Raw genomic sequence first — 19,128 nt, 5'->3', positions numbered from 1 at the left:
GGAACATGAACGCGATTTCAGGAATTCTTCAGGCTGATTCTAGGTTGCGCGGGCACCATGCACGGCAACTGGCCCCAAGCCGGCCCCATGAACAACGAACGCGCCCGAGGACACCGACTTATGAATCCCAACTTCCGAAAGAAACTATTGTGGCTGCATACCTGGTCGGGCTTGACCGTCGGCCTGGTGGTGGTTTTCCTGGCGCTGACCGGCGCCGGTTTCGTGCTGCGCCCGCAGCTGGACGACCTGCTCTATGGCAAGCTGCACGTGGTGCCCAAATGCGAGGCACCGATGGCACTGGACAAGCTGGCTGCTATCGCCAAGGCAGCACATCCCGAGGGCAAGTTGCACAGCGTGGAGTTGACCACCGAGGACACGGCGTCGGTGGCGGTGATGTTCACCGACAAGGACTATGTGTATGTGGACCCCTGCCGGGGCAAGGTGCTGGGCGTGCAAAACCAGTATGGTGGCTTCTTTGGCGTGATGGACTGGCTGCACCGGTTCCGCTTTTTCAGCGACCTCAAGCTGGGCCGCACGGTGGCCGGCTGGGCCAGCACCGTCTTCCTGGTGCTGCTGATCGGTGGTGGCATCGCGCTGTGGTGGCCGCGTAACCGCCAGGCTCTGAAGGCCGCACTGAAATTCAACACCAAGGCACCCGGCAGCGCGCGCACGCTGAGCCTGCACAAGGTGGTGGGGGTGTACAGCGCGCTGGTGCTGCTGCTGATCACTGTCACCGGCCTGCCGATTGGCTTTGAGCCGGTGAAGGATGCCATCTACAGCGCCACCGGCTATGTGCCGCCGCAAAAACCGCTGTCCAAGCCCGTGCCCGAGGGCACCAAGCGCCTGCCCATAGAGGCTTTCTGGCAGAAAACGCGCCAATTGGCGCCCGACCTGGAATGGGTGTCGCTGCGCTACCCGGCCAAGCCCGGGGCGTCTTTTGAGGCCGAGATTCTGCTGAAGGACAGGCCACACGAGCTGGCCAAGGGCTACCACTACATGGACGCCTTCAGCGGTGAGACGTTGCGCCTGGACAACTACCTGGTCGACCAGCAACTGGGCCGCAAGATCTACCTCTATTGCATCGCGCTGCATGCCGGCATGATCTGGGGCTTGCCCTACCAACTGCTGCTTCTGGTGGCTGTGCTGGGTGTGGGCGTACAGGCCTATTCGGGCTTCAGCCCTTACCTGCGGCGCAAGCTGCGCAAGCCGGTGCAGTCGCAGCAGACGCTGAAGCTGGTGAAGAAGACGGTGGAGGCTGAAGGCATCTGCAGCTTTGAGTTCACCGACCCGCAAGGCCGGTCGTTGCCGCCTTTCAGCGCCGGCGCGCATGTGGATGTGTTTTTGCCGCACGGCCTGGTGCGCCAGTACTCGCTGTGCAACGACCCGCGCGAAACCCACCGCTACCAGGTTGCCGTGCTGCGACACGAATTCTCGCGCGGTGGCTCGCTGGCCATGCACGCGCTGCAGGAGGGCGACCTGGTGCGCCTGGGGTTGCCGCGCAACCATTTTTCCCTGGCGCACGGCGCGCGCCGCTCGCTGCTGCTGGCCGGCGGCATTGGCATCACCCCTATTCTGTGCATGGCCGAGCGGCTGGCACACGCCGGCGATGCGTTCACGCTGCACTACTGCGCCCGTTCGCGCCAGCGAGCCGCCTTTTTGGAGCGCGTCCAGAGCGCCAGCTTTGCCGGTCGTGCGCAGTTCCACTTCTCCGACGGCCCGGCAGAGCAGCGCTTTGACGCCGAGCGCGTGCTGGGCGCGCCTGATCCAGATACTCACCTGTATGTGTGCGGGCCGGTGCGCTTCATGGACGAGGTGATGGCCGCCGCCCAGCGTTTGGGTTGGCAGGCCGACAACCTGCACCGCGAATTCTTTTCGGGCGAGCAGTTCGATGCTGAGCACAACACCGGGTTCGACGTGCGCCTGGCCAGCTCGGGCCGTGTCATCCACGTGGCCAGCACGCAGACGGTGACGGCGGCGCTGGCCGCCAACGGGGTGGAGGTACCCACCTCCTGCGCCGAAGGGGTGTGCGGCACCTGCCTGACCAAGGTCCTGCATGGCGAGCCCGAGCACCGCGACCGCTTCCTGACCGCGCGCGAACGCGCCGCGCAGGACTGCTTCACACCTTGCTGTTCGCGTGCCCGCGGGCCGCTGCTGGTGTTGGACATCTGAGGGCGGCGCGCATGCACAAGCTGTCGCCGGTCAAATGGGGCCTGGCCATGTCCATCGCCTGTCTGCTGCTGGGCATCGCCATGGGCGTGTCCTTCGGCGCCAACGAGGAGATGTACCAGGGCTATGTCGCCGCCGGCATTGCTGCCCACCCGCAACTGCACGACGCAGCCAGCCAGAACGCCATCTGGCGTTGGGCGCTGCGCGCGCATTTTCACGCCGCCGGCATTGGGGGCTTCCTGCTGGGGCTGGTGCTGCTGGTGACGCTGACCGAGCTGAGCGCGGCGCGCAAGCAGGTCACTGCCGCGCTGCTGGGTCTTGGAGCGCTGTACCCGCTGGCCTGGCTCAGCATGTTCCTGCTTGCGCCCGCGCTGGGCCGGGGGGCGGCGCGCCACCATTGGCTGGTGCAGACCATCACCTATGTGTCCATGGGGGGTCTGTTGTTGGGCTTGCTGGCGCTGCTGGCCGGCTTGCTTCTCAAGCGCAGCCCCATTGCCGCCAGTAGCACCAGCACCGGCAGCGCGTAATACGGCGACATCGGAATGCGCTTGCCAAACGTCACCATGAAGCTGATCCAGATGTAGTGCGCGCCCAGCGTGTGCAGCCAACCCCAGGCGCGCGCGCCCAGCCAGCGGCGGGCGCCATCGAACGAGGTGGCGGCCATCAGCGCGATGAACACGTAGGCGATGCCGCCGCTGATGATGTTGCCCAGGTTGCTGGCTTGGTGGAAGCCCACGCTGTCGAGTTGCGCGAAGCTGACGATGGCCGCCCCGTGGATGGCGTGCGACAGCGCAAAGCCGAGGCCGAAGTAGCGCCGCTGACGCAACTGCCAACGCGTCCAGGCGTTGGGCCACAGGCGCGCGGCGCTTGACGCGGTGAAGGCCAGCAGGAACAACACCAGCGAGGTGCGCGCCGTCAACCGTATCAGCATGCGCAGGCCCTGTACATCGGGCTGCATCCACAGCACAGCAGCGGCCATCAGCAACAGCGTCGCACCGATGGCGCCCAGCAGTGGCCAGCCGCCGTGCGGGTGGGAGGCATTGGGCCGCCCTGTGGCGGGGGCAGGTGGGAGCGGGGTGGGTGAGGTCATGGCGGTTCTTTCAGCGGTGGGTGAGCAAAGGGCTTGGCAATTGATGTAAGCACAGATTACATTGGCGACATGCCCACCCTGTCCAGCGCTGATGCGAGGTGCTTACATTGACCACCGCTGCCAAGTCCACCCTACCCACCCGGGCCGCCAAAGCTGGTAGGCCCGCCAAGGCTCATGCCTACCACCACGGCAACCTGCGCCAGGCGCTGGTGCAGGCGGCCCTGCAACTGGCCGAGCAGAAGGGGCCCGAGGGCGTCAGCGTGCGCGAAGCGGCGCGGTTGCTTGGGGTGTCACCCGCAGCGCCGTTTCGCCATTTCCCGAACCGGCGCGCGCTGATGACGGCGGTGGCCCAGGAGGCTGCCGTGCGCCTGGCCATTGAGGTCGGCAAGGCAGTGGGTGGCGCCCCGCGGGGCGGCGCCGCACGGGGCGGTGGGCTGGGCCGGCTGCGCACTGTCGGGCGGGGCTACCTGCAGTGGGCGCTGCGCCACCCGGCGCACCTGCGCATCATCTCGGCGCGCGAGCAGATCGATCTGGCGGGCTCGCCCGGCCTGCGCCAAAGCATTGACGATGTGCGCCAGCAGACAGTGCGGGCGCTGCAGATGGCGCAAGATCAGGGACAGGTGAGCGCGGCGCACGACGTGGACGCATTGGCCCTGCTGGCACGTGCCTGTGCCTACGGGTTGGTGCGCATGCACCTGGATGGCCATCTGCCGCAATGGGGCGTGGCACCGGAGAAGGAAGAAGCGACCATGCAGGCCACGCTGGATTTGCTGGTGGACCTGATGCAGACAGGCCCGCGCAGTGAAGCGACCATTGGCGCATAGGGTGTGGACTCTACCCTTGCGCCGCACCCCTGCTACAAAGCAGTTGACGCGCCGCCGTGGAGCGTGAGCACCAGGAGAACCCCCCGCATGCCGTTGCCGAAACTGAAGCTGCCCCCGATCCTGAACCAGACCTATGTGCACATCCTGGCGCACCCGCTGGATTTCACGTTGCGCACGCTGCGCGGGTTCCTGGCCAACCAGGGCTTGCTGCTGGCCGGGGCCATTGCCTATTACGCGCTGCTGTCGCTGTTGCCGATGCTGATTCTGGTGGTCATCGCGCTTTCGCACTGGGTGCCGCAGCAGGAACTGCTGGCCGCCTTGGGGCGCTATCTGGAGTGGCTGGTGCCCAGTCAATCCCGTTCGCTGCTGAGTGATGTGGCGGGTTTCCTGGACAACCGCGCCTACATCGGCGCCGTGCTGGTGGTTACCATGCTGTTCTTCAGCTCGCTGGCGTTTTCCATTCTGGAGAAGTCCATGGGGCTGATCTTTCCGCACCGCGGCATGGTGGCCAAGCGGCATTGGGGCGTGTCCATGCTGTTGCCCTATGCCTTTGTGCTGGCACTCAGTTGCGCGTTACTGGCCATGACCATCCTCTCCACCGGTTTGCAGACGATGGGCGAACACAGCGTGCACCTGCTCGGGGTGGAGTGGTCGTTGCAAGGCCTTTCGGGATTGATGCTGTACCTGCTGGGCCTGGCGGTGGAGGCGCTGCTGCTGGCCACGCTGTACCTGGTGCTGCCGGTTGGCCGCATGCCGCTGCGCCACGCGCTGGTGGGCGGCGTGGCGGCCACGCTGGCGTGGGAGTTGTTGCGCCACCTGTTGGTGCTCTACTTCACCAAGCTGTCCAAGGCCAGCGTGGTCTACGGCTCGCTGACCACGGCGGTGGTGGCGCTGCTGTGCATGGAAATATTGGCCGCGCTGTTGCTGCTGGGCGCACAGGTGATCTCGGAATACGAACGGCTGGAGAACGAGCTGGCCGCTGCTGAAGCCGCCAAGCCCGCTTCCCCTGCCCCGGGCGGCGGCTAGCCGACCGCCGGCGCCAGGCGCCTGTAGCGCACCAGCAGCACAGCCGAGCCATCCGGCGAAATCAGGCTGCCTGGGCGTTCGCCGTCGCGCGCCAGCTGGTAGCACACGATCAGTTCTTCGTTTTCCATCGCATAGGCCGCCAGGATGGTGCGCCCCGCGTTGGGGCCTTGCTTGCCCTGGATGTCCATCTTGTAGGGTGGCAGCTGGCCGGGTAGCAGCGTGATGCGGCCCTTGTCGGTGCCGAACTCGTAGTCACCCTGGGCGCTGACCGTCAACATGGCGTTGCGGAAGTTGCCCAAGGCGTAGTCGCGCCCACCCAGCTCGGCCTGGCGCGGCACCCAGGTGCCGGTGAGGTTGGGCGCCGGCATGGGCGCTGGGGCGCTGGGTGTGCTGCTGCTGCCCATGCCGAGGTAAGAACACCCAGAGAGGGTGAGCAGTGAGGCGGCGGCAAGGCCCAGCAAGTGGCGGCGGTGCATGGCGGGGTTCTCCGAAAAAGTCAGGCTACAAATGGCAAGCGGGGCGCACAGGCCCGCGCGGGACAGTGTAGGCCAATGGCGATCGGGTCAGCCCTCGCCCAGGGTGGACTCCACCGCTTCGGCCTGCGGCACGGCGCTTTCCGAGGGTTTCAGCTGCGCGAAGATGCCGGCCGAGGCCAGGGTGATCAGCCCCATGCAGATGTAGGTGGCGTGCAGCGACTGCAGCGCCTGCGCCGGTGTACCACTGCCAAACAGCGCGGTGAAGGCGCCCAGCACAGCGCCGCCGGCTGCCACGCCCATGCCCAGAGCCAGCATCTGCGTCATGGACAGCAGGCCGTTGCCGCTGCTGGCGTGGGCCGGGTCCAGGTCTTTCAGCGTCAGCGTGTTCATGGCGGTGAACTGCAGCGAGTTCACGGCACCGAAGCACGCCAGCTGCAAGGCCAGCAGCCACCAGGGCCATGTGGCGGGGGTGAGTGCGAAGCTGGCGATCAGCAGGCCCAACAGTGTGGTGTTGGCCACCAGCACCGTGCGGTAGCCGTGGCGCGTCAGCAGCGTGGTGGTCAGGCGCTTCATGCCCATGCCAGCAATCGCCACCGGCAGCAGCATCATGCCGGCCTGCGACGGTGGGTAGCCCATGGCCACCTGCAGCATCAGCGGGATCAACAGCGGCATGCAGGAGCTGCCAAGGCGCGAAAACAGGTTGCCCAGCAGGCCGATGCTGAGGGTGGGGATGCCAAACAGCTTGGTGGAATACAGCGGCTGCTCGCTGCGCGCCGCATGCAGCCAGTAGGCGCTCAAGGCCGCCAGGCCGAACACCAGCAGCACCAGCACGCCGGCCTGGTGCAGGCCCAGGCTGGACAGGCCGTCCAGCGACAGCGAGATGCAGGCCATGCCAAAGGCCAGCAGCAGGTAGCCGGTGACGTCAAAGCGGGCCACGGCAGTCGCCATGTCGCCGCGCATGTAGCGCAGCGTGGCCAGGCCACCCACCAGGCCCACCGGCAGGTTGATCAAGAAGATCCAGTGCCAGGAAGCCACCTCCACCAGCCAGCCGCCCAGCGTGGGGCCGATCAGCGGGCCAATCAGGCCCGGGATGGCGACGAAGCTCATGGCGGCCAGAAAGCTGCTGCGCGGAAAGGCGCGCAGGATGGACAGCCTGCCCACCGGCAGCAGCAGCGCGCCGCCCGCCCCCTGCAGCACGCGCGCGGCCACCAGCATGTCCAGCGAGCTGGAAGCGGCGCAGGCCAGCGACCCCAGCACAAACAGCGCGATGGCGCCCAGGTAGACACGCTTCAGGCCAAAGCGATCGGCCACCCAGCCCGAGGCCGGGATCAGCATGGCCATGGTCAGCGAGTAGGCCACCACCACCGACTGCATGCGCAGCGGGCTGGCGTTGAGCGAGCGGGCCATGGCCGGTAACGCCGTATTGACGATGGTGGCGTCCAGCGTCTGCATGAAAAACCCGCAGGCCACCAGCCACAACAACGCGTTGAGCTCGCGCTGCTCCGCTGCGCTGACGGCGGTGATTTTCATGGCAACATGCTACTTGATGAACGTCAACGCATTGTTTGCACCAGTGGCCACCCTGCGGCGCGGGGGGTGGGGGGTGCTGCGCGTGCTGCTGTTGGCGTTGGCGGGCTTGGGCGTGGCCGCGCTGACCGGTTGCGCCAGCCTGCCGCCGCACCCCGGTGTGGTGCCCAGCACCGCCTTCACCAACACCGCGGACACGCCGCTGGCACGCATCACCGCCGCCGCCATGCCGGCCGATGGCCGCTCGGGCTTTCAGTTGCAGCCTTTTGGCCCCAACGCACTGGCCACCCGGCTGGCGCTGGCGCGCCTGGCCACGCGCAGCCTGGACGTGCAGTACTACCTGCTGCAGGGCGACAACGCCGGCCGTGCGCTGATGCGCGAGCTGCGCGACGCTGCCGCGCGCGGCGTGCGCGTGCGCGTGCTGATCGACGACCTGTACACCGTGGGCGAGGACGAAATGCTGCTGGGCCTGGCCGCCCACCCCAACGTGCAGCTGCGGCTGTTCAACCCCTTTGTGGGCGGGCGCGGCAGCTACACCACGCGGCTCTTGGCCGCGCTGGGCGACCTCGGCCGGGTGAACCGGCGCATGCACAACAAGCTGTTCGTGGCCGACAACACCGCCGCGCTGGCCGGTGGCCGCAACATCGCTGACGAGTATGTGTTCAACAAGCCGGGCCTGCCCAACTTCATCGACATGGACATCTTCGTCGCCGGGCCGGTGGTGCACGACTTGTCGAAGGCGTTTGACCACTACTGGAACAGCGAGGTGGTGTACCCGGTGCAGGCCATCGCCAACGCCGGCGGGCTGAGCCCGGAGCAGTTGCGCCAGCGTTTTGAGGCCGCGACCGCCGTCACCGATCTGACGCCGGCGGTGGACCTCTTCGGCGTGGAAACCCAGGCGCCCGACGGCTACCCCAGCCGCGACCAGCTGCCCGAGGGTATCAAGCCCATGCTGGACCTGCCGTTTGACCTGGCGCGCGGGCGCATCAGCCCGTTGGTGCCGGCCCGCGCCCGTGTGCTGTACGACCGCTTGAGCAAGACGGCTGGCGACAACGAGCGCGCCAATTCCCTCAGTGGCACTGTGATGGAAGAGGCCATGCAGTGGTTCTCGACGGCGCGCCAGCAGGTGCGCCTGGTGTCGCCGTATTTCGTGCCGTCGGAAGGTGCGGTGGCCGCAATGGGGGTTGCGCGCAAGTACGGCGTGGGGGTGCTCGTGATCACCAACTCACTGGCCGCCACCGACGAGCCCTGGGTCTACGTGGGCTACACCCGGCACCTGAAGGAGCTGTTGGCCATGGGGGTGCAGATCCACGAGCTCAGCCCCACGCTGTCCATCAAGCGCAGCAAGGCCGGCATCTTCCGTGGCAGCCGCAGCGGCAACGCCACCGGCGCGCTGCACATGAAAAGCGCCATCGTGGACCACGCGCAGGTGTTCATGGGCTCCATGAATCTGGACCCGCGCTCGGCCCTTCTCAACACGGAGCTGGGGATCATCATCGACAGCGCGGAGCTGGCGCGTCAGCTGGAAAACTTCTCCGACCCCGGCAGCGCCTACCTGCTGCGCCTGGCGCCGGACGGCAACCGCGTGCAATGGCTGGAGCGCGATGACGACGGCCGCGTCATCGTGCACGACACACCGCCCGAGACCACCGCCTGGCTGCGCTTCAAGCTGTGGCTGCTGTCGCCCTTCATTCCGGAGCGTGAGCTGTAAGTGTGCGGCCGGCATGCGCGAACGTTTTACAAGCGGCGCGCCAGGACCAGCGAGCCGGACAGCTTCAAATAGCGATCCCCCCGGATGGGGGATGGTTCAAGCGCGCGACCGGCGGTAGAGTGTGGTGCATGACCAGGGAGTTGATGCTGGCGGCGATCCGCGTCTACCAGCGCTACGTGTCGCCCTACAAGGGCTTTTGCTGCGCCTACCGCGCGCACACAGGCCGCGCCAGCTGTTCCACGCTGGGCTACCGGGCAGTGCGGCGCTATGGCGCGCTGCGCGGCTTGGCGCTGATACGCCAGCGCACCATGCTGTGCGGCGTGGCCCACCGGCGCTATGGGCTGCCCCCGCCCGTGGCCATGCTGGCCAGGCAGCGTGGGTATTGCGACTTTGGTTTCGACCTCGGCTGTGCGCCAAGCTGCGACGCGGGCTCGGCCTGCCCTTCCGACCTGCATTGCCTGAGCGACGTGTTCAGCAGTTGCAACCCCGGCGGTTGCGACAGCAGCAGGCGCAGCCGGCGTTCGTCGCAACAGGAGAAATACGTCTACATTCCGCCGCAGGTCAAGCTGCCCGGGCGCCCCGGCCCGCGCCCCGGGGAAGAGGTGGGCTTTTGAGCCTCAGGACTTCGCCGCGCCGCCCACGCTGACGGCTTTCAGCGAGCGCAGGTAGGCGATCAGCGCAGCCATGTCGGCGTCGTTGATGTTCTTGTAGAAGCCAAAGCCCATGGGGGGTTTGAGCGGCTGGCCGTTCCTGCTGACGCCTTCACGGATCGCCTTGGCGATCTCAGCGTCGCTCCAGTTCTTCAGGCCGGTCTCGTGGGGCGTCAGGTTGCGCGCCACGCTCTGGCCCCAGGGGCCGGTGAACACCATGCCGCCGGCTCCCCAGCTGGCGCGCACCAGTTGCCCCTTGTCGCGCGGCGTGTGGCATTCCATGCAATGCGCGATGTTGGCCAGGTACTCGCCGTACTTGAGCTTGTCGCTGGGCGGTGGCGCCTTCACGGCCTGCACGGCGGGGCCATAGCTGGGTGGCAGCGGGATGCGGTAGTCGGACTTGGGCACCGCATTGGCCACTGCCGGCTGCGCGCGCAGGTAGGCGATGATGGCGGCCAGGTCATCGTCGGCGATGTGACGGTAGAACTCCACCGGCATCGGCGGGCCGATGACGCTCTTGTCCGGCCGCACACCTTCGCGTATGGCCCGGGCCAGTTGGGCGTCGGTCCATTGGCCGATGCCGGTCTTGGCGTCGGGCGTGATGTTGGGCGCGCGCGCGGTGAAGGGTTTTTCGTCGAACACCATGCCGCCGGACATGCCTTTGGCAAACAGGGGCTGGCCCTTGTCGTCGCGCGCGATGTGGCAGTTGGCGCAGGCCACGGGGCCTTCCATCAGGTACTTGCCTCTTGCCAGTTGGGCCGCGGTGGCGGGCTCGGCAGCCAAGGCGCCGACCGGAAATGCGGCGATCAGTGCCGCGGCCAGAATAGCCAGCGCCGCGCTGGCCAGCATGCGAATGCTGTGGTTCATGATTTGCTAACTCCCTGTTTTTTTGCGGTCAGACCGATGGCACGAATTCCCAGCCGGTGGTGGCCAGGCCCGTCAACTGCACGTGGGTCTGGTTCTGCTCGCTGGCCACCACGGTGGCAAACCACTCGGCCTGGCTGACGCTGTGGTTGTCCAGCGGTGCCACCTGGGCGGCCAGCGTGGCGGCATCGGGGGCGCTGCCCACCACATTGCCATAGACCCATTTCACCAGCGCGGCGTTGCTGTCGCTGCCGGCAAGGGCGGGCAGTATGCCGGCGACGACCAGCAGCGTGGCGCCGTCCAGCAGGCTGGCGCCGCCGTCGAAATACTTCATGAAGATGCCGGCCCAGGTCTTGTCCTGCAGGAAGCCCGGGCCCAGCAGCGCACCCATGGTCAGCGCGGCCTTGCCGCCGGCCTGCCCCAGCGTCATGTCGACGGCGATGCTCTTGTCGGCGAACTGCAGCCGCTCGATGTTGACGATGGTGTCGGTGGCGTCGTTGAACTCGATGCCGCGCTTGTCGGTCAGCGTGGCGTTGTCGGCCGTGGTGGCGCCCCGGGTGATGATGTAGTCGGCCATCTTGCCGTTGTAGACGGCTGTGTCGGAGCCGGCGCTGCCGTCGATGGAGTCGTTGCCGGCGTCGCCCTTGAAGACATTGTTGCCCTCATTGCCCAGCAGCACGTTGTTCAGCGCGTTGCCGCCGCCGTTGATGTTGCCGGCGGCGTTGGACAGCGTCAGGTTCTCGACGAAATTGGTCAGCGTGTAGTTGATGCTGGCGATGACCTTGTCCACCGCGCGGCCGACGTCGGCACCGCGTGGACCGGTCACCAACTGGGCCGCGTTGTTGTTGGTCTCGACCACCTTGTCGCCCACGTTGTCGACGTAGTAGGTGTCGTTGCCGTCGCCACCGCTCATGGTGTCGGCGCCGGTGCCGCCGTCCAGCATGTCGTTGCCGGCGCCGCCGTCGATGGCGTCGTTGCCGGCGCCGCCGTTCAGGACGTCGTCGCCACTGGTGCCCTGGATGACGTCGTTGCCGTCGGTGCCCGTGACGACGATGCCGGGGTTGTCGGCAGTGGCGAACTGGTAGTTGCCGTTGCCGGCAAACGGGTTGCCTGACAGGTCGGCCACCGCGCCGGCGGTGATCTCCACCGTGTAGCCGGTCTTGGTGGCCAGTGGTGCGGCCGGGTCTATGGTCAGCACGTTGCCCTTGACGCTCAGGCCGGCGCTGGTGCGCACATTGAAGGTCTCGACGATGGTGCCGGTGCTGTCGCGCAGGTAGATGAAGCCGCTGTTGCCCAGCCGGATGTTCTCGGTGAAGGTGACGATGATGTTGCTGTTCACCGGTACGGCGGGGTCACCGTTGGCGGGGCTGTAGTCATAGACTGAAGGCCCGATAAGGTCACTGGGCTGCGGCGCGCCATCGTTGTCCAGGATGGTGAACAGGCCTTTGACCACATAGGTCGTGTTCGGGTCGTAGGGGCTGGCCTGCACCAGCAGTGCAAAGGTCTCGTTGGGCTCGATGGTCTTGTCGTCGTTGATGGTGACGGTGACCGTGGCCTGGGTCTGTCCGGCGCTGAAGGACAGGTAACCGAAGCTGATGTCGACGTAGTCGGCGCCATTGGCGAAACCTTCGCTTGTAGCCGTTTTGACGTAAAACGTCGCCGCCGGGAAAGCGCCGGTGGATGTGCGGTTGATGAAAAAGGTGACGGTCCCCGCGCCCTCGCTCACGTAGGTGCTGTTGATGCTGTAAGACAGGACGGGTGGGGGTGCAGTAGCCATGGCATGGCCATTGTCAGTGATTTGACGTAACAACTGTGTTAATCCGTGTCAGGCATGTATCAGTCGACGGCCTGGCTGCGCGCGCAGGCCAAGAAACCCTCTTTCGGGGGATGGCGGTGTGCGCACGCCGTTCCTAGAATCCGCGCACGCCTTCATCCAACAGGTGAAGGGTCCAGAACCCAAACTCATAACAACGACCATGTCTGCCCATCTGCTCGCCTTGTCCCTGCCGGTGGTTCGCGCGCGCGGCGCAGGGCTGGTGCGCTGGTTGCGTCCGGCGTCCTGGCGGCGCGACAAGCTGCTGCAGGGGCTGGACACATCGCGTGGGCTGGGTGCCGAGCTGCTTGCGCCGGACGGCCTGGTGCTGTTGCCGCAAGAAGGCTGGGTGCACCAGGCACACAGCGTGCAGCAGTTGCGCCGCGCTGTCACTGCCGAGCCCTTTTTCGGGCTGGACTTTGTGCTGGCCCCTCACGGGGTGGCGCAGGCGCCAGACCTGATCGGTTGGCTGCGTGAGCTGCAACTGCTGCTCAAGCCGGGTGGCCAGTTGCGCCTGGCGGTGCCGGACAAGCGCTTCGGCGCCGACCACTTGCGCCGCACCAGCGGCCTGGCCGACGTGCTGCATGCCTGGCAGCGCCGCGCGCAGGCGCCTGGCACGCAGTGCGCGCTGGAGCACTACCTGCACTTGGCCGAGGTGGACACGCAAGCTGCATGGCGCGGCCCGCTGGAGCCGGCGTTGCTGCGCCGCCGCCATGACCTGGCCGGCGCGCTGGCGCTGGCCGAGCGCGCCGAACACGATGGCCCGGCGCCGGATGGTCACGAGCCGGTACGCTGCTGGGCATTCACCCCCGCCGCGCTGGCCCGGCTGCTGGCCGAGCTTGCGCGCCAGCGCCTGGTGGCTTTTGCCTGCGAGCACTTTCACGACACCGAGGTGAACCAGCAGGAGTTCTTCGTCGCGTTGCGCCGTTGCGACGATGCCAGCCTGTGCGCCGCCAGCTGGGAAGGCATGGCCGCGCGTTCGCGGGCGCACCGCTTCGCCGGCTAGTGCCGTGGCGGCCGCCGGCCGCTTGGCTGGCGGTTCTGCTGGCCGTTCTCGCGCCGCCTGTGTAAAGTGCGGCCTGAAGGAGAATGCCGTGCTTGCCCAGGCCCGCCATGCCATGCTGTACCGCGAGTGTGCCCAGCGCATCACCGAGGCGCAGGTGCGCGATGCCTGGCGCCACCTGGTGGGCCTGGCCGCCGAAGACCCGCACCACAGCTGCTGCCCGCACAAGAAAGGCGCACTGCTGGAGTTGCGCTTCGAGGACGCGCAAGGCGTGCAGCCGTTTGCCTGCGAGGTGCACCGCGAGGCGCTGTTGTTTTGCTTTCGCAAGCCGGCCTTCCTGCGCCAGCACTGGTCCGAAGAGGAGCTGGCCGCGCAGTTCGACACGCTGACTGAGAACGGCAAGGGTGAGCTCACCGTGCGGCTGTGCAGCGTGGACGATGTGCGCCGCCTGTGGCCGCTGCTGGCGCCCACGGCTGACAACTACCTGGCCGGTGGCACCGCCACCACGCGCATAGGCTATGTCAACCCCAATGGCCAGCGCTGCGCCGGCCACCGTGGTGTGCCCGGCAATGACCACCAGCAGAAGGTCTACCGCATGGAGTGCGGCCGCGCCGGCTGCGACCATGTGTACGGCGCCAACGGCAGCGACGTGTTTCAGCGCAAATGCCCGAAGTGCCAGGGCGGCGCGCCAGGACTGCTGTTTTAGTCGCCGTGGAGAGGTGCGAGGTTTTACCGCGGGGGTCGTCAGTCCAAGCGGCGCGTGCCGGAGGCCCGCGCCGCGGCGGCTTCGGGCAGCAGACCGGTGAATTGGGCGGTCAGCGTGTCCAGCATGCGACGGGCCACGGCTTCGCCGTGGTCGCCAGCCAGTGCGGCCATCACCTCGCTGCGCAGGTACCACAGCGCTTCTATGCTGGGTGCCAGCAGCAGCTTGCGCACCAGCACGGCATGGCGCAGCAGCTGGGTGGGGGGTGCCACCGCATCCAGCATGTGCAGCCGCAACTCCTCCAGCCGCGGATGCGGGCGTGCCGGCTCGTGCCCGCCTTCGGCGGGCGTGGTGGTGGGCGGCATCCCCGGCTGTGGCTTCCACAGGCTGTGCCAGGTGTTGCGCATGTCGAGCTTTTTGGGCCAGTGCATGGTGTGTTGGGGGTGACAAGCACCCCGCCACACGATACCGGCTGTGGGTGATGGCAAAAGCGCGAAATGCTGGGCCGGGACGGGGCATTTCACGTGCGGGCAGGGCCAAACAGCAGCCCGATGGCGCCATGCCTGCCGGTCAGCGCAGGCGTACCGGTGCCGCCATCTGCTCCGGCGTGGTGAAGTAGGCGGCGCTGGCGCCCAGGTGTTCTCGTGCGCGGTCCAGCTCGTGGCGGGCGATGGTGCGCAGGTGTACCTGATCGGGGCCGTCGAGCAACTGCATGGCGCGGCCCCAGGTCCACAGGTAGGCCAGTGGAGTGTCGGGTGACAGGCCCATGGCGCCGAACACCTGGATGGCCCGGTCCAGCACCCGGGTCTGCAGCCGCGCGGCCACCAGCTTGATGGCCGCCACATCCACGCGCGCGTGGGACGCATCGCCCTGGTCCAGCAACCAGGCGGCGCGCAGCACCAGCAGCCGCGCCTGGTCGATTTCCAGCCGTGACTCAGCGATCCAGTCCTGCACGTTGGCGTGGCCAGCCAGGTACTTGCCGAAGGCATGGCGCTCCAGCGCGCGCTCGCACATCAGTGCCAGCGCCAGTTCGCACTGGCCTATGCTGCGCATGCAGTGGTGCACACGGCCCGGACCCAGTCGGGCCTGGGCCATCGTGAAGCCCTGGCCGGGCTCGCCCAGCAGGTGGTCCAGCGGTACGCGCACGTCGCGCAGGCGTATCTCGCAATGGCCCTCCGGCGCGTGGTGTTGCAGCACGCTGATGTTGCGCAGCACTTCCACGCCCGGTGTGTCCATGGGCAGCAGCAGCATGCTGTGGCGCGCGTGCGCGGTGGCGCTGTCGCCGCCGTCCGGTCCATCGTCCTCGTTGCGGCACATCACGATCAGCAGCTGGCAGGCCGGGTGTGCGGCGCCGGTGATGAACCACTTGCGGCCGTTCACCACCCAATGCGCACCGTCGCGCCGCAGGGTGGTGCGCAGGTTGGTGGGGTCGCTGGAGGCGACGTCCGGTTCGGACATGGCAAAGGCCGAGCGCATGCTTCCGGCCAGCAGCGGCAGCAGCCAGCGCTGGCGCTGCGCCGGGGTGGCAAAGCGGTGCAGCAGCTCCATGTTGCCGGTGTCGGGCGCGCTGCAGTTGAACACCTCGGCAGCCCAGGGCAGCGGGCCCATGGCCTCGGCCAGCGGTGCGTAGTCCAGGTTGCTCAGCCGGGTGCCGGGCTCGTCGTCGCGCAGTTGCGGCAGGAACAGGTTCCACAGCCCCTGCTCGCGCGCCAGCTCCTTCAGGTCTTCCATGAAGGGCGGTGGCCAGTGGCCCGAGCGCGCTGCCTGGTGCCAGGCGGCGTTGTGGGGCAACAGGTAGCGCGCGATGAAGTCGTTCAGGCGTTGCAGCCACAGCTGTGCGGTGGGCGAGGGTGCGAAGTCCATGGGGTGGGTCCGTTAGGCGAAACGCCGGCGCGCACCTGCGGCCAGCGGCTGGGGCCAGCGTAGCCGTGCCAGGGCGCGCGCGTTTTGCGCCAGGTCAAGCCGCCGGGTGTGGCGCTGTGCCGTGGGTGACAACGGCGGGTGGTACCGGCCTGGTTTCAGCCCGGCAACAGCCTGGCTCCCAGGCCCAGCAGCGTGGCCACACCCAAGGCGGCGAAGATGGCGGCGGCCACGCCGTGCACCAGCCGCATGGGGATGCGCTGGGCCAGCTTGCCGCCCAGGAAGACGGCTGGCACATCGGCGATCAGCATGCCCACGGTGGTGCCCAGCACCACGCGCAGCGGGTCGGCATAGTGCGCGGCCATGGCGATGGTGGCGATCTGCGTTTTGTCGCCCATCTCGGCCAGGAAGAAAGTGACCAGCGTGGCGCCGAAGACGCCGAAGTGGGTGGCAAGCCGGGTCTCTTCTTCCTCGATCTTGTCGGGCACCAGCGTCCACACCGCCATGGCGATGAAGGAGACACCCAACACCCAGCGCATCACGCTGGGCGACAGTGAAGCGGTGATCCACGCACCGAGCGCGCCGGCCAGGCCGTGGTTGACCAGCGTGGCGCACAGGATGCCGGCAATGATGGGCAGGGGTTTCTTGAAGCGCGCGGCCAGCAAGAAGGCCAGCAATTGCGTCTTGTCGCCGATTTCAGCCAGGGCGACGACGCCGATGGAGACGAGCAGGGCTTCCATGATGTTTTGAGGGATTCCACAGCCGGATCGATGGACGATTGACCACGACGCTTTCCCGGCTTATGCGAAAGCGTGTGGTCAAAGGTCTTGCCAGGCTGTGAGGCTGCTTGCGCCATGGCCGTGGGGCCAAGTGTGTTGACGCAAGCCTCTGCGTGTGAGGAAGAGCGGCTACTCCCCAATGACGTTGGTGATTGTAGCGCCGGCACCCTGGCCGGCGCCCGCATGGGGCGCGGGCGTTGGCCCTACCCAGCGGTTGCGCCCGGCCTGCTTGGCCTGGTACATGCGTGCGTCGGCCAGCTGTACGAGTGCCGGCCAGCTGGCCACACCGTCGTGCGGGAAGCTGGCCAGCCCCATGCTGGCGGTCAATGGCGTGCCGTCCGGGCGCTGTCCCAAGCCGACGGCCACCAGGCGCTCGACGAAGGCCTGGGCCTGCGCGGTGTCGGTGTCGGGCAGCACGATGACGAATTCCTCGCCGCCCCAGCGCAACAGCAGGTCGGAGTCGCGCAGCGCGGCCTTGAAGGCGGCACCAGCCTGCGCCAGGATGGCGTCGCCGGCCTCATGACCAAAGCTGTCGTTGATGGCCTTGAAGCGGTCCAGGTCCATGAACAGCACCGACAGCGGTTGCTGGCGGCGCAGTGCCAGGCTGTAGTACATGCCCAGCAATTCCTCACCGTTGCGTCGCACATAGCCACCAGTCAGCGGATCGTGCGTGGCCTGGGCGATGATGGCGGCCATCAGCCCCACCTGGTTCATGCCGGCCAGCGCTGACATCAGCGTCACCAGCAGGGCCGACCACAGCGCGCCGCTGCCATTGAGCAGGCCGCCGTGAGGGCTCTGCGCCGCCACCGTGGCCAGCTCCACCGCCATCACCATCAGGCCCAGCGCCAGCGCCTCGAACCAGGCCAGCGGGAAGATGCTGATGGCGGCCGCCATGACAAAGGGCATCAGCGAATACACGCCGCTGACCGAGGCAGCCGCGCCGACCAGCGGTTGCTGCGCCAGCAGGTTGTTGGCGACGAACAGCAGCGCCGTGGGAATGCCAAACAGCAACAGCAGGCCTGTGTGCGCGCCTGACAGCCGGCGCCCGTCGCGCAACCACACGGCCAGCAGCACCAGGGCGGCTGCGGCCACCAGGCGTGCCGCCGCCAGGCTGGCGAACAGTTCGCGGGGGAACACCACAGCGTCCAGTCCCATGAAGGCCAGCGTCGTCAACGCCAACAGCAACGCGGCCGCGCGCGTGCGCATCACCAGCGTGGCGGCGCGGCGCCGGCTTAGCAGCAGCGAGTGGCGGCCGGCATGGAGCAGTTGGCCCAGCTCGCCAGCTGCGTCCATTCCCAGCCAGGTGATCAGGCGGTGGCCCCAACGATGGGCAGTTTTCATTGTTGTGTCAGAGTCGGTTGGCAGGTGTTTCTGCCGGCGGGCGCAAGCTCAGGCGCGCTGCCGGCGATCTACCCGTCGTCAGTGCGCGGGCCGGTCCCGGAGGCGCTCCCCAGGCCCAGCGGAGCCGGCGTGGTCATGACGATGCGGGTGAACAGGCGGTCGTAGTTGGGATCGGTGCCGGGCGCGTCCACCTCGTCGCCCAGGGGCAGGCGCTGTGCCTTGAAGGCAGTGTCCAATTCGGCCCAGTCGGCCTGGCTGAGCACCTTCAGCGCGGTGGGGAGCAGGCGGGTTTCTTCTTCCTGCATGTGCCGGGTTTGCGACTTCACATAGCGGGTGACGGCTTGCTCGAAGGCTGGTCGGCGCGCCTCGCCCAGCAGTTCCCAGCCCAGCAACAGGTGCTGCAACTCGCGCACCTGGGCCTCGCCCTGCTGGTGGTCGGTGTTGAGCCGCTCTATCACCGGCGCCAGTTCGGGGGCGGCGCGCAGCAGCAGCGGGAACAACAGCCGGCTTTCCTTGGGGTGGTGCAGCCGCTCGGGGTACTCGTCCATGTAGAACAGCATGGCGCGCAGCACGTCGAAGAAGCGCTCGGGCTCATCGTCCGGGCCGCGCAGCACCAGCAGTTCCAGCGAGCGCAGCACCGCCGCGATGGCGGCGTGCTCGTGGTGCAGGATCTGAAGGGCGGGATGGGGCATGGTGCTCAGCCGTGCGCGCAGACGATGTCCGCCACCCGGCCCAGGATGCTGCCGGGCAGGGCGTCGTTCCAGCTCAGGGGGCCGTACTCGAAATGCAGTAGCGCGCCTTGGCCCATGGGCTGCGGATGGTCTGACGAGTAGGCGCGGCGCACGCGCCTGCCCCGGCAGTCGACCTCGATTTGGTCCTTGGACGACAGGTAAGCGCCGTGCGGGGCGAATTGCGGGCCTCTGTGGTCGCGCAGTACCCACACCATCACGTTGTCGCCCACCTTCTTGGAGATCGCCGGGTCCACGTAGTAGACCGATTGCCCGCTCGCCGATACCCGCACCCAATCGGCGCATGCCAGGCCGGGGGCCAGCAGGGCACCGGCGAGCAGCAGCCGCGCAAGGGGATGGGGGTGGCACAAGGACATGGACACAGCCTAACGTGCGCTGCTTCGCCTGGGCTTGACGCTGGTCAAGCCCGCTGAAAGCGGCGCCGTCGGGCGCGCGCGCGGTCGTCGCGACGGCTGAAAAGCGGCCTGTCCCCGGGGCGTTGACACGATGGCAAATAAATATTAAAGTGATATCACTTTGGGAATATTCCTGAAGTCTATTGCCAAT

The 19,128-nt window shown here is 67.4% G+C and carries 19 protein-coding genes and 1 riboswitch; of the genes, 8 read left to right on the top strand and 11 right to left on the bottom strand.

What is annotated here, in order from left to right; translation table 11 throughout:
- The first annotated feature begins 120 nt into the window (after positions 1–120).
- On the top strand, positions 121–2,169 hold the full coding sequence (locus tag AC1DX2_RS18690; protein WP_477197904.1) for a PepSY domain-containing protein: 2,049 nt from the start codon (positions 121–123) through the stop codon (positions 2,167–2,169).
- Positions 2,170–2,180: 11 nt separating this feature from the next.
- Positions 2,181–2,693 carry a hypothetical protein gene (locus tag AC1DX2_RS18685; RefSeq protein ID WP_477197903.1) on the top strand — a complete coding sequence of 171 codons (513 nt, stop codon included), beginning with the start codon at positions 2,181–2,183 and terminating at the stop codon, positions 2,691–2,693.
- Here the strand turns inward: AC1DX2_RS18685 and AC1DX2_RS18680 are convergent.
- The gene (locus tag AC1DX2_RS18680) at positions 2,585–3,256 is read right to left on the bottom strand and encodes a hypothetical protein (protein ID WP_477197902.1); all 672 of its coding nucleotides are present in this window, start codon (positions 3,254–3,256) and stop codon (positions 2,585–2,587) included. The genes AC1DX2_RS18685 and AC1DX2_RS18680 overlap by 109 nt on opposite strands.
- A gap of 107 nt (positions 3,257–3,363) precedes the next feature.
- Between AC1DX2_RS18680 and AC1DX2_RS18675 the strand changes: the two genes are divergently transcribed.
- Together AC1DX2_RS18675 and AC1DX2_RS18670 are read left to right on the top strand one after the other, a co-directional pair.
- Positions 3,364–4,080 carry a TetR/AcrR family transcriptional regulator gene (locus tag AC1DX2_RS18675; RefSeq protein WP_477197901.1) on the top strand — a complete coding sequence of 239 codons (717 nt, stop codon included), beginning with the start codon at positions 3,364–3,366 and terminating at the stop codon, positions 4,078–4,080.
- 87 nt (positions 4,081–4,167) lie between these two features.
- Positions 4,168–5,106, top strand: coding sequence for a YihY/virulence factor BrkB family protein (locus tag AC1DX2_RS18670; RefSeq protein WP_477197900.1), 939 nt, complete (start codon positions 4,168–4,170; stop codon positions 5,104–5,106).
- Here the strand turns inward: AC1DX2_RS18670 and AC1DX2_RS18665 are convergent.
- The gene (locus AC1DX2_RS18665; RefSeq protein ID WP_477197899.1) at positions 5,103–5,582 is read right to left on the bottom strand and encodes a hypothetical protein; all 480 of its coding nucleotides are present in this window, start codon (positions 5,580–5,582) and stop codon (positions 5,103–5,105) included. The genes AC1DX2_RS18670 and AC1DX2_RS18665 overlap by 4 nt on opposite strands.
- 87 nt (positions 5,583–5,669) lie before the next feature.
- Positions 5,670–7,112: a multidrug transporter subunit MdtD gene (gene mdtD / locus AC1DX2_RS18660; protein WP_477197898.1), complete on the bottom strand. Its 1,443-nt coding sequence runs from the start codon at positions 7,110–7,112 to the stop codon at positions 5,670–5,672.
- On the opposite strand from mdtD, the gene AC1DX2_RS18655 reads away from it, so the two are divergent.
- Positions 7,111–8,820, top strand: a complete 1,710-nt coding sequence (locus tag AC1DX2_RS18655; RefSeq protein WP_477197897.1) for a phospholipase D family protein — start codon at positions 7,111–7,113, stop codon at positions 8,818–8,820. The genes mdtD and AC1DX2_RS18655 overlap by 2 nt on opposite strands.
- Before the next feature lie 128 nt (positions 8,821–8,948).
- On the top strand, positions 8,949–9,434 hold the full coding sequence (gene yidD / locus AC1DX2_RS18650) for a membrane protein insertion efficiency factor YidD (RefSeq protein ID WP_477197896.1): 486 nt from the start codon (positions 8,949–8,951) through the stop codon (positions 9,432–9,434).
- Between the two features lie 3 nt (positions 9,435–9,437).
- Here yidD and AC1DX2_RS18645 read toward each other — a convergent pair whose 3' ends face one another.
- Together AC1DX2_RS18645 and AC1DX2_RS18640 are read right to left on the bottom strand one after the other, a co-directional pair.
- The gene (locus AC1DX2_RS18645; RefSeq protein ID WP_477197895.1) at positions 9,438–10,337 is read right to left on the bottom strand and encodes a c-type cytochrome; all 900 of its coding nucleotides are present in this window, start codon (positions 10,335–10,337) and stop codon (positions 9,438–9,440) included.
- Between the two features lie 28 nt (positions 10,338–10,365).
- On the bottom strand, positions 10,366–12,111 hold the full coding sequence (locus AC1DX2_RS18640) for an Ig-like domain-containing protein (protein ID WP_477197894.1): 1,746 nt from the start codon (positions 12,109–12,111) through the stop codon (positions 10,366–10,368).
- 199 nt (positions 12,112–12,310) lie between these two features.
- Here AC1DX2_RS18640 and AC1DX2_RS18635 point away from each other — a divergent pair, with 199 nt between their 5' ends.
- Entirely contained in the window at positions 12,311–13,153 is an 843-nt protein-coding gene (locus AC1DX2_RS18635; protein WP_477197893.1) for a class I SAM-dependent methyltransferase, read from the top strand.
- 88 nt (positions 13,154–13,241) lie between these two features.
- Complete coding sequence (locus tag AC1DX2_RS18630; protein ID WP_477197892.1) at positions 13,242–13,856, top strand: hypothetical protein; 615 nt, start codon at positions 13,242–13,244, stop codon at positions 13,854–13,856.
- Between the two features lie 38 nt (positions 13,857–13,894).
- On the opposite strand, the gene AC1DX2_RS18625 is transcribed toward AC1DX2_RS18630, so the two are convergent.
- From AC1DX2_RS18625 to AC1DX2_RS18600, 6 genes are all read right to left on the bottom strand, one after another.
- Positions 13,895–14,284 (bottom strand): hypothetical protein, encoded by a 390-nt coding sequence (locus AC1DX2_RS18625; RefSeq protein ID WP_477197891.1) that lies wholly within the window; start codon positions 14,282–14,284, stop codon positions 13,895–13,897.
- Between the two features lie 139 nt (positions 14,285–14,423).
- Positions 14,424–15,716 carry an acyl-CoA dehydrogenase family protein gene (locus AC1DX2_RS18620; protein ID WP_477197890.1) on the bottom strand — a complete coding sequence of 431 codons (1,293 nt, stop codon included), beginning with the start codon at positions 15,714–15,716 and terminating at the stop codon, positions 14,424–14,426.
- A 155-nt stretch (positions 15,717–15,871) separates the two neighbouring features.
- Positions 15,872–16,453: a TMEM165/GDT1 family protein gene (locus AC1DX2_RS18615; RefSeq protein ID WP_477197889.1), complete on the bottom strand. Its 582-nt coding sequence runs from the start codon at positions 16,451–16,453 to the stop codon at positions 15,872–15,874.
- A 20-nt stretch (positions 16,454–16,473) separates the two neighbouring features.
- A riboswitch (yybP-ykoY riboswitch) is annotated at positions 16,474–16,642 on the bottom strand.
- Positions 16,622–17,833: a GGDEF domain-containing protein gene (locus AC1DX2_RS18610; RefSeq protein ID WP_477197888.1), complete on the bottom strand. Its 1,212-nt coding sequence runs from the start codon at positions 17,831–17,833 to the stop codon at positions 16,622–16,624. It overlaps the preceding riboswitch by 21 nt.
- A 68-nt stretch (positions 17,834–17,901) precedes the next feature.
- The gene (locus AC1DX2_RS18605; protein WP_477197887.1) at positions 17,902–18,525 is read right to left on the bottom strand and encodes a hemerythrin domain-containing protein; all 624 of its coding nucleotides are present in this window, start codon (positions 18,523–18,525) and stop codon (positions 17,902–17,904) included.
- 5 nt (positions 18,526–18,530) lie between these two features.
- Entirely contained in the window at positions 18,531–18,938 is a 408-nt protein-coding gene (locus tag AC1DX2_RS18600) for a surface-adhesin E family protein (RefSeq protein WP_477197886.1), read from the bottom strand.
- Positions 18,939–19,128: the final 190 nt, after the last annotated feature.

The sequence above is a fragment of the Hylemonella sp. P2_B10 genome (assembly GCF_056404875.1).
The sequence above is the reverse complement of the archived record's forward strand: the minus strand, read 5'-3'. Positions and strand labels throughout refer to the sequence as shown.

Coding starts and splice junctions, on each gene's coding strand:
- AC1DX2_RS18690 (WP_477197904.1), top strand. CDS start 121: ATGAATCCCAACTTCCGAAAGAAACTATTGTGGCTGCATACCTGGTCG.
- AC1DX2_RS18685 (WP_477197903.1), top strand. CDS start 2,181: ATGCACAAGCTGTCGCCGGTCAAATGGGGCCTGGCCATGTCCATCGCC.
- AC1DX2_RS18680 (WP_477197902.1), bottom strand. CDS start 3,256: ATGACCTCACCCACCCCGCTCCCACCTGCCCCCGCCACAGGGCGGCCC.
- AC1DX2_RS18670 (WP_477197900.1), top strand. CDS start 4,168: ATGCCGTTGCCGAAACTGAAGCTGCCCCCGATCCTGAACCAGACCTAT.
- AC1DX2_RS18665 (WP_477197899.1), bottom strand. CDS start 5,582: ATGCACCGCCGCCACTTGCTGGGCCTTGCCGCCGCCTCACTGCTCACC.
- AC1DX2_RS18655 (WP_477197897.1), top strand. CDS start 7,111: ATGGCAACATGCTACTTGATGAACGTCAACGCATTGTTTGCACCAGTG.
- mdtD (WP_477197898.1), bottom strand. CDS start 7,112: ATGAAAATCACCGCCGTCAGCGCAGCGGAGCAGCGCGAGCTCAACGCG.
- yidD (WP_477197896.1), top strand. CDS start 8,949: ATGACCAGGGAGTTGATGCTGGCGGCGATCCGCGTCTACCAGCGCTAC.
- AC1DX2_RS18645 (WP_477197895.1), bottom strand. CDS start 10,337: ATGAACCACAGCATTCGCATGCTGGCCAGCGCGGCGCTGGCTATTCTG.
- AC1DX2_RS18640 (WP_477197894.1), bottom strand. CDS start 12,111: ATGGCTACTGCACCCCCACCCGTCCTGTCTTACAGCATCAACAGCACC.
- AC1DX2_RS18635 (WP_477197893.1), top strand. CDS start 12,311: ATGTCTGCCCATCTGCTCGCCTTGTCCCTGCCGGTGGTTCGCGCGCGC.
- AC1DX2_RS18625 (WP_477197891.1), bottom strand. CDS start 14,284: ATGCACTGGCCCAAAAAGCTCGACATGCGCAACACCTGGCACAGCCTG.
- AC1DX2_RS18620 (WP_477197890.1), bottom strand. CDS start 15,716: ATGGACTTCGCACCCTCGCCCACCGCACAGCTGTGGCTGCAACGCCTG.
- AC1DX2_RS18615 (WP_477197889.1), bottom strand. CDS start 16,453: ATGGAAGCCCTGCTCGTCTCCATCGGCGTCGTCGCCCTGGCTGAAATC.
- AC1DX2_RS18610 (WP_477197888.1), bottom strand. CDS start 17,833: ATGAAAACTGCCCATCGTTGGGGCCACCGCCTGATCACCTGGCTGGGA.
- AC1DX2_RS18605 (WP_477197887.1), bottom strand. CDS start 18,525: ATGCCCCATCCCGCCCTTCAGATCCTGCACCACGAGCACGCCGCCATC.
- AC1DX2_RS18600 (WP_477197886.1), bottom strand. CDS start 18,938: ATGTCCTTGTGCCACCCCCATCCCCTTGCGCGGCTGCTGCTCGCCGGT.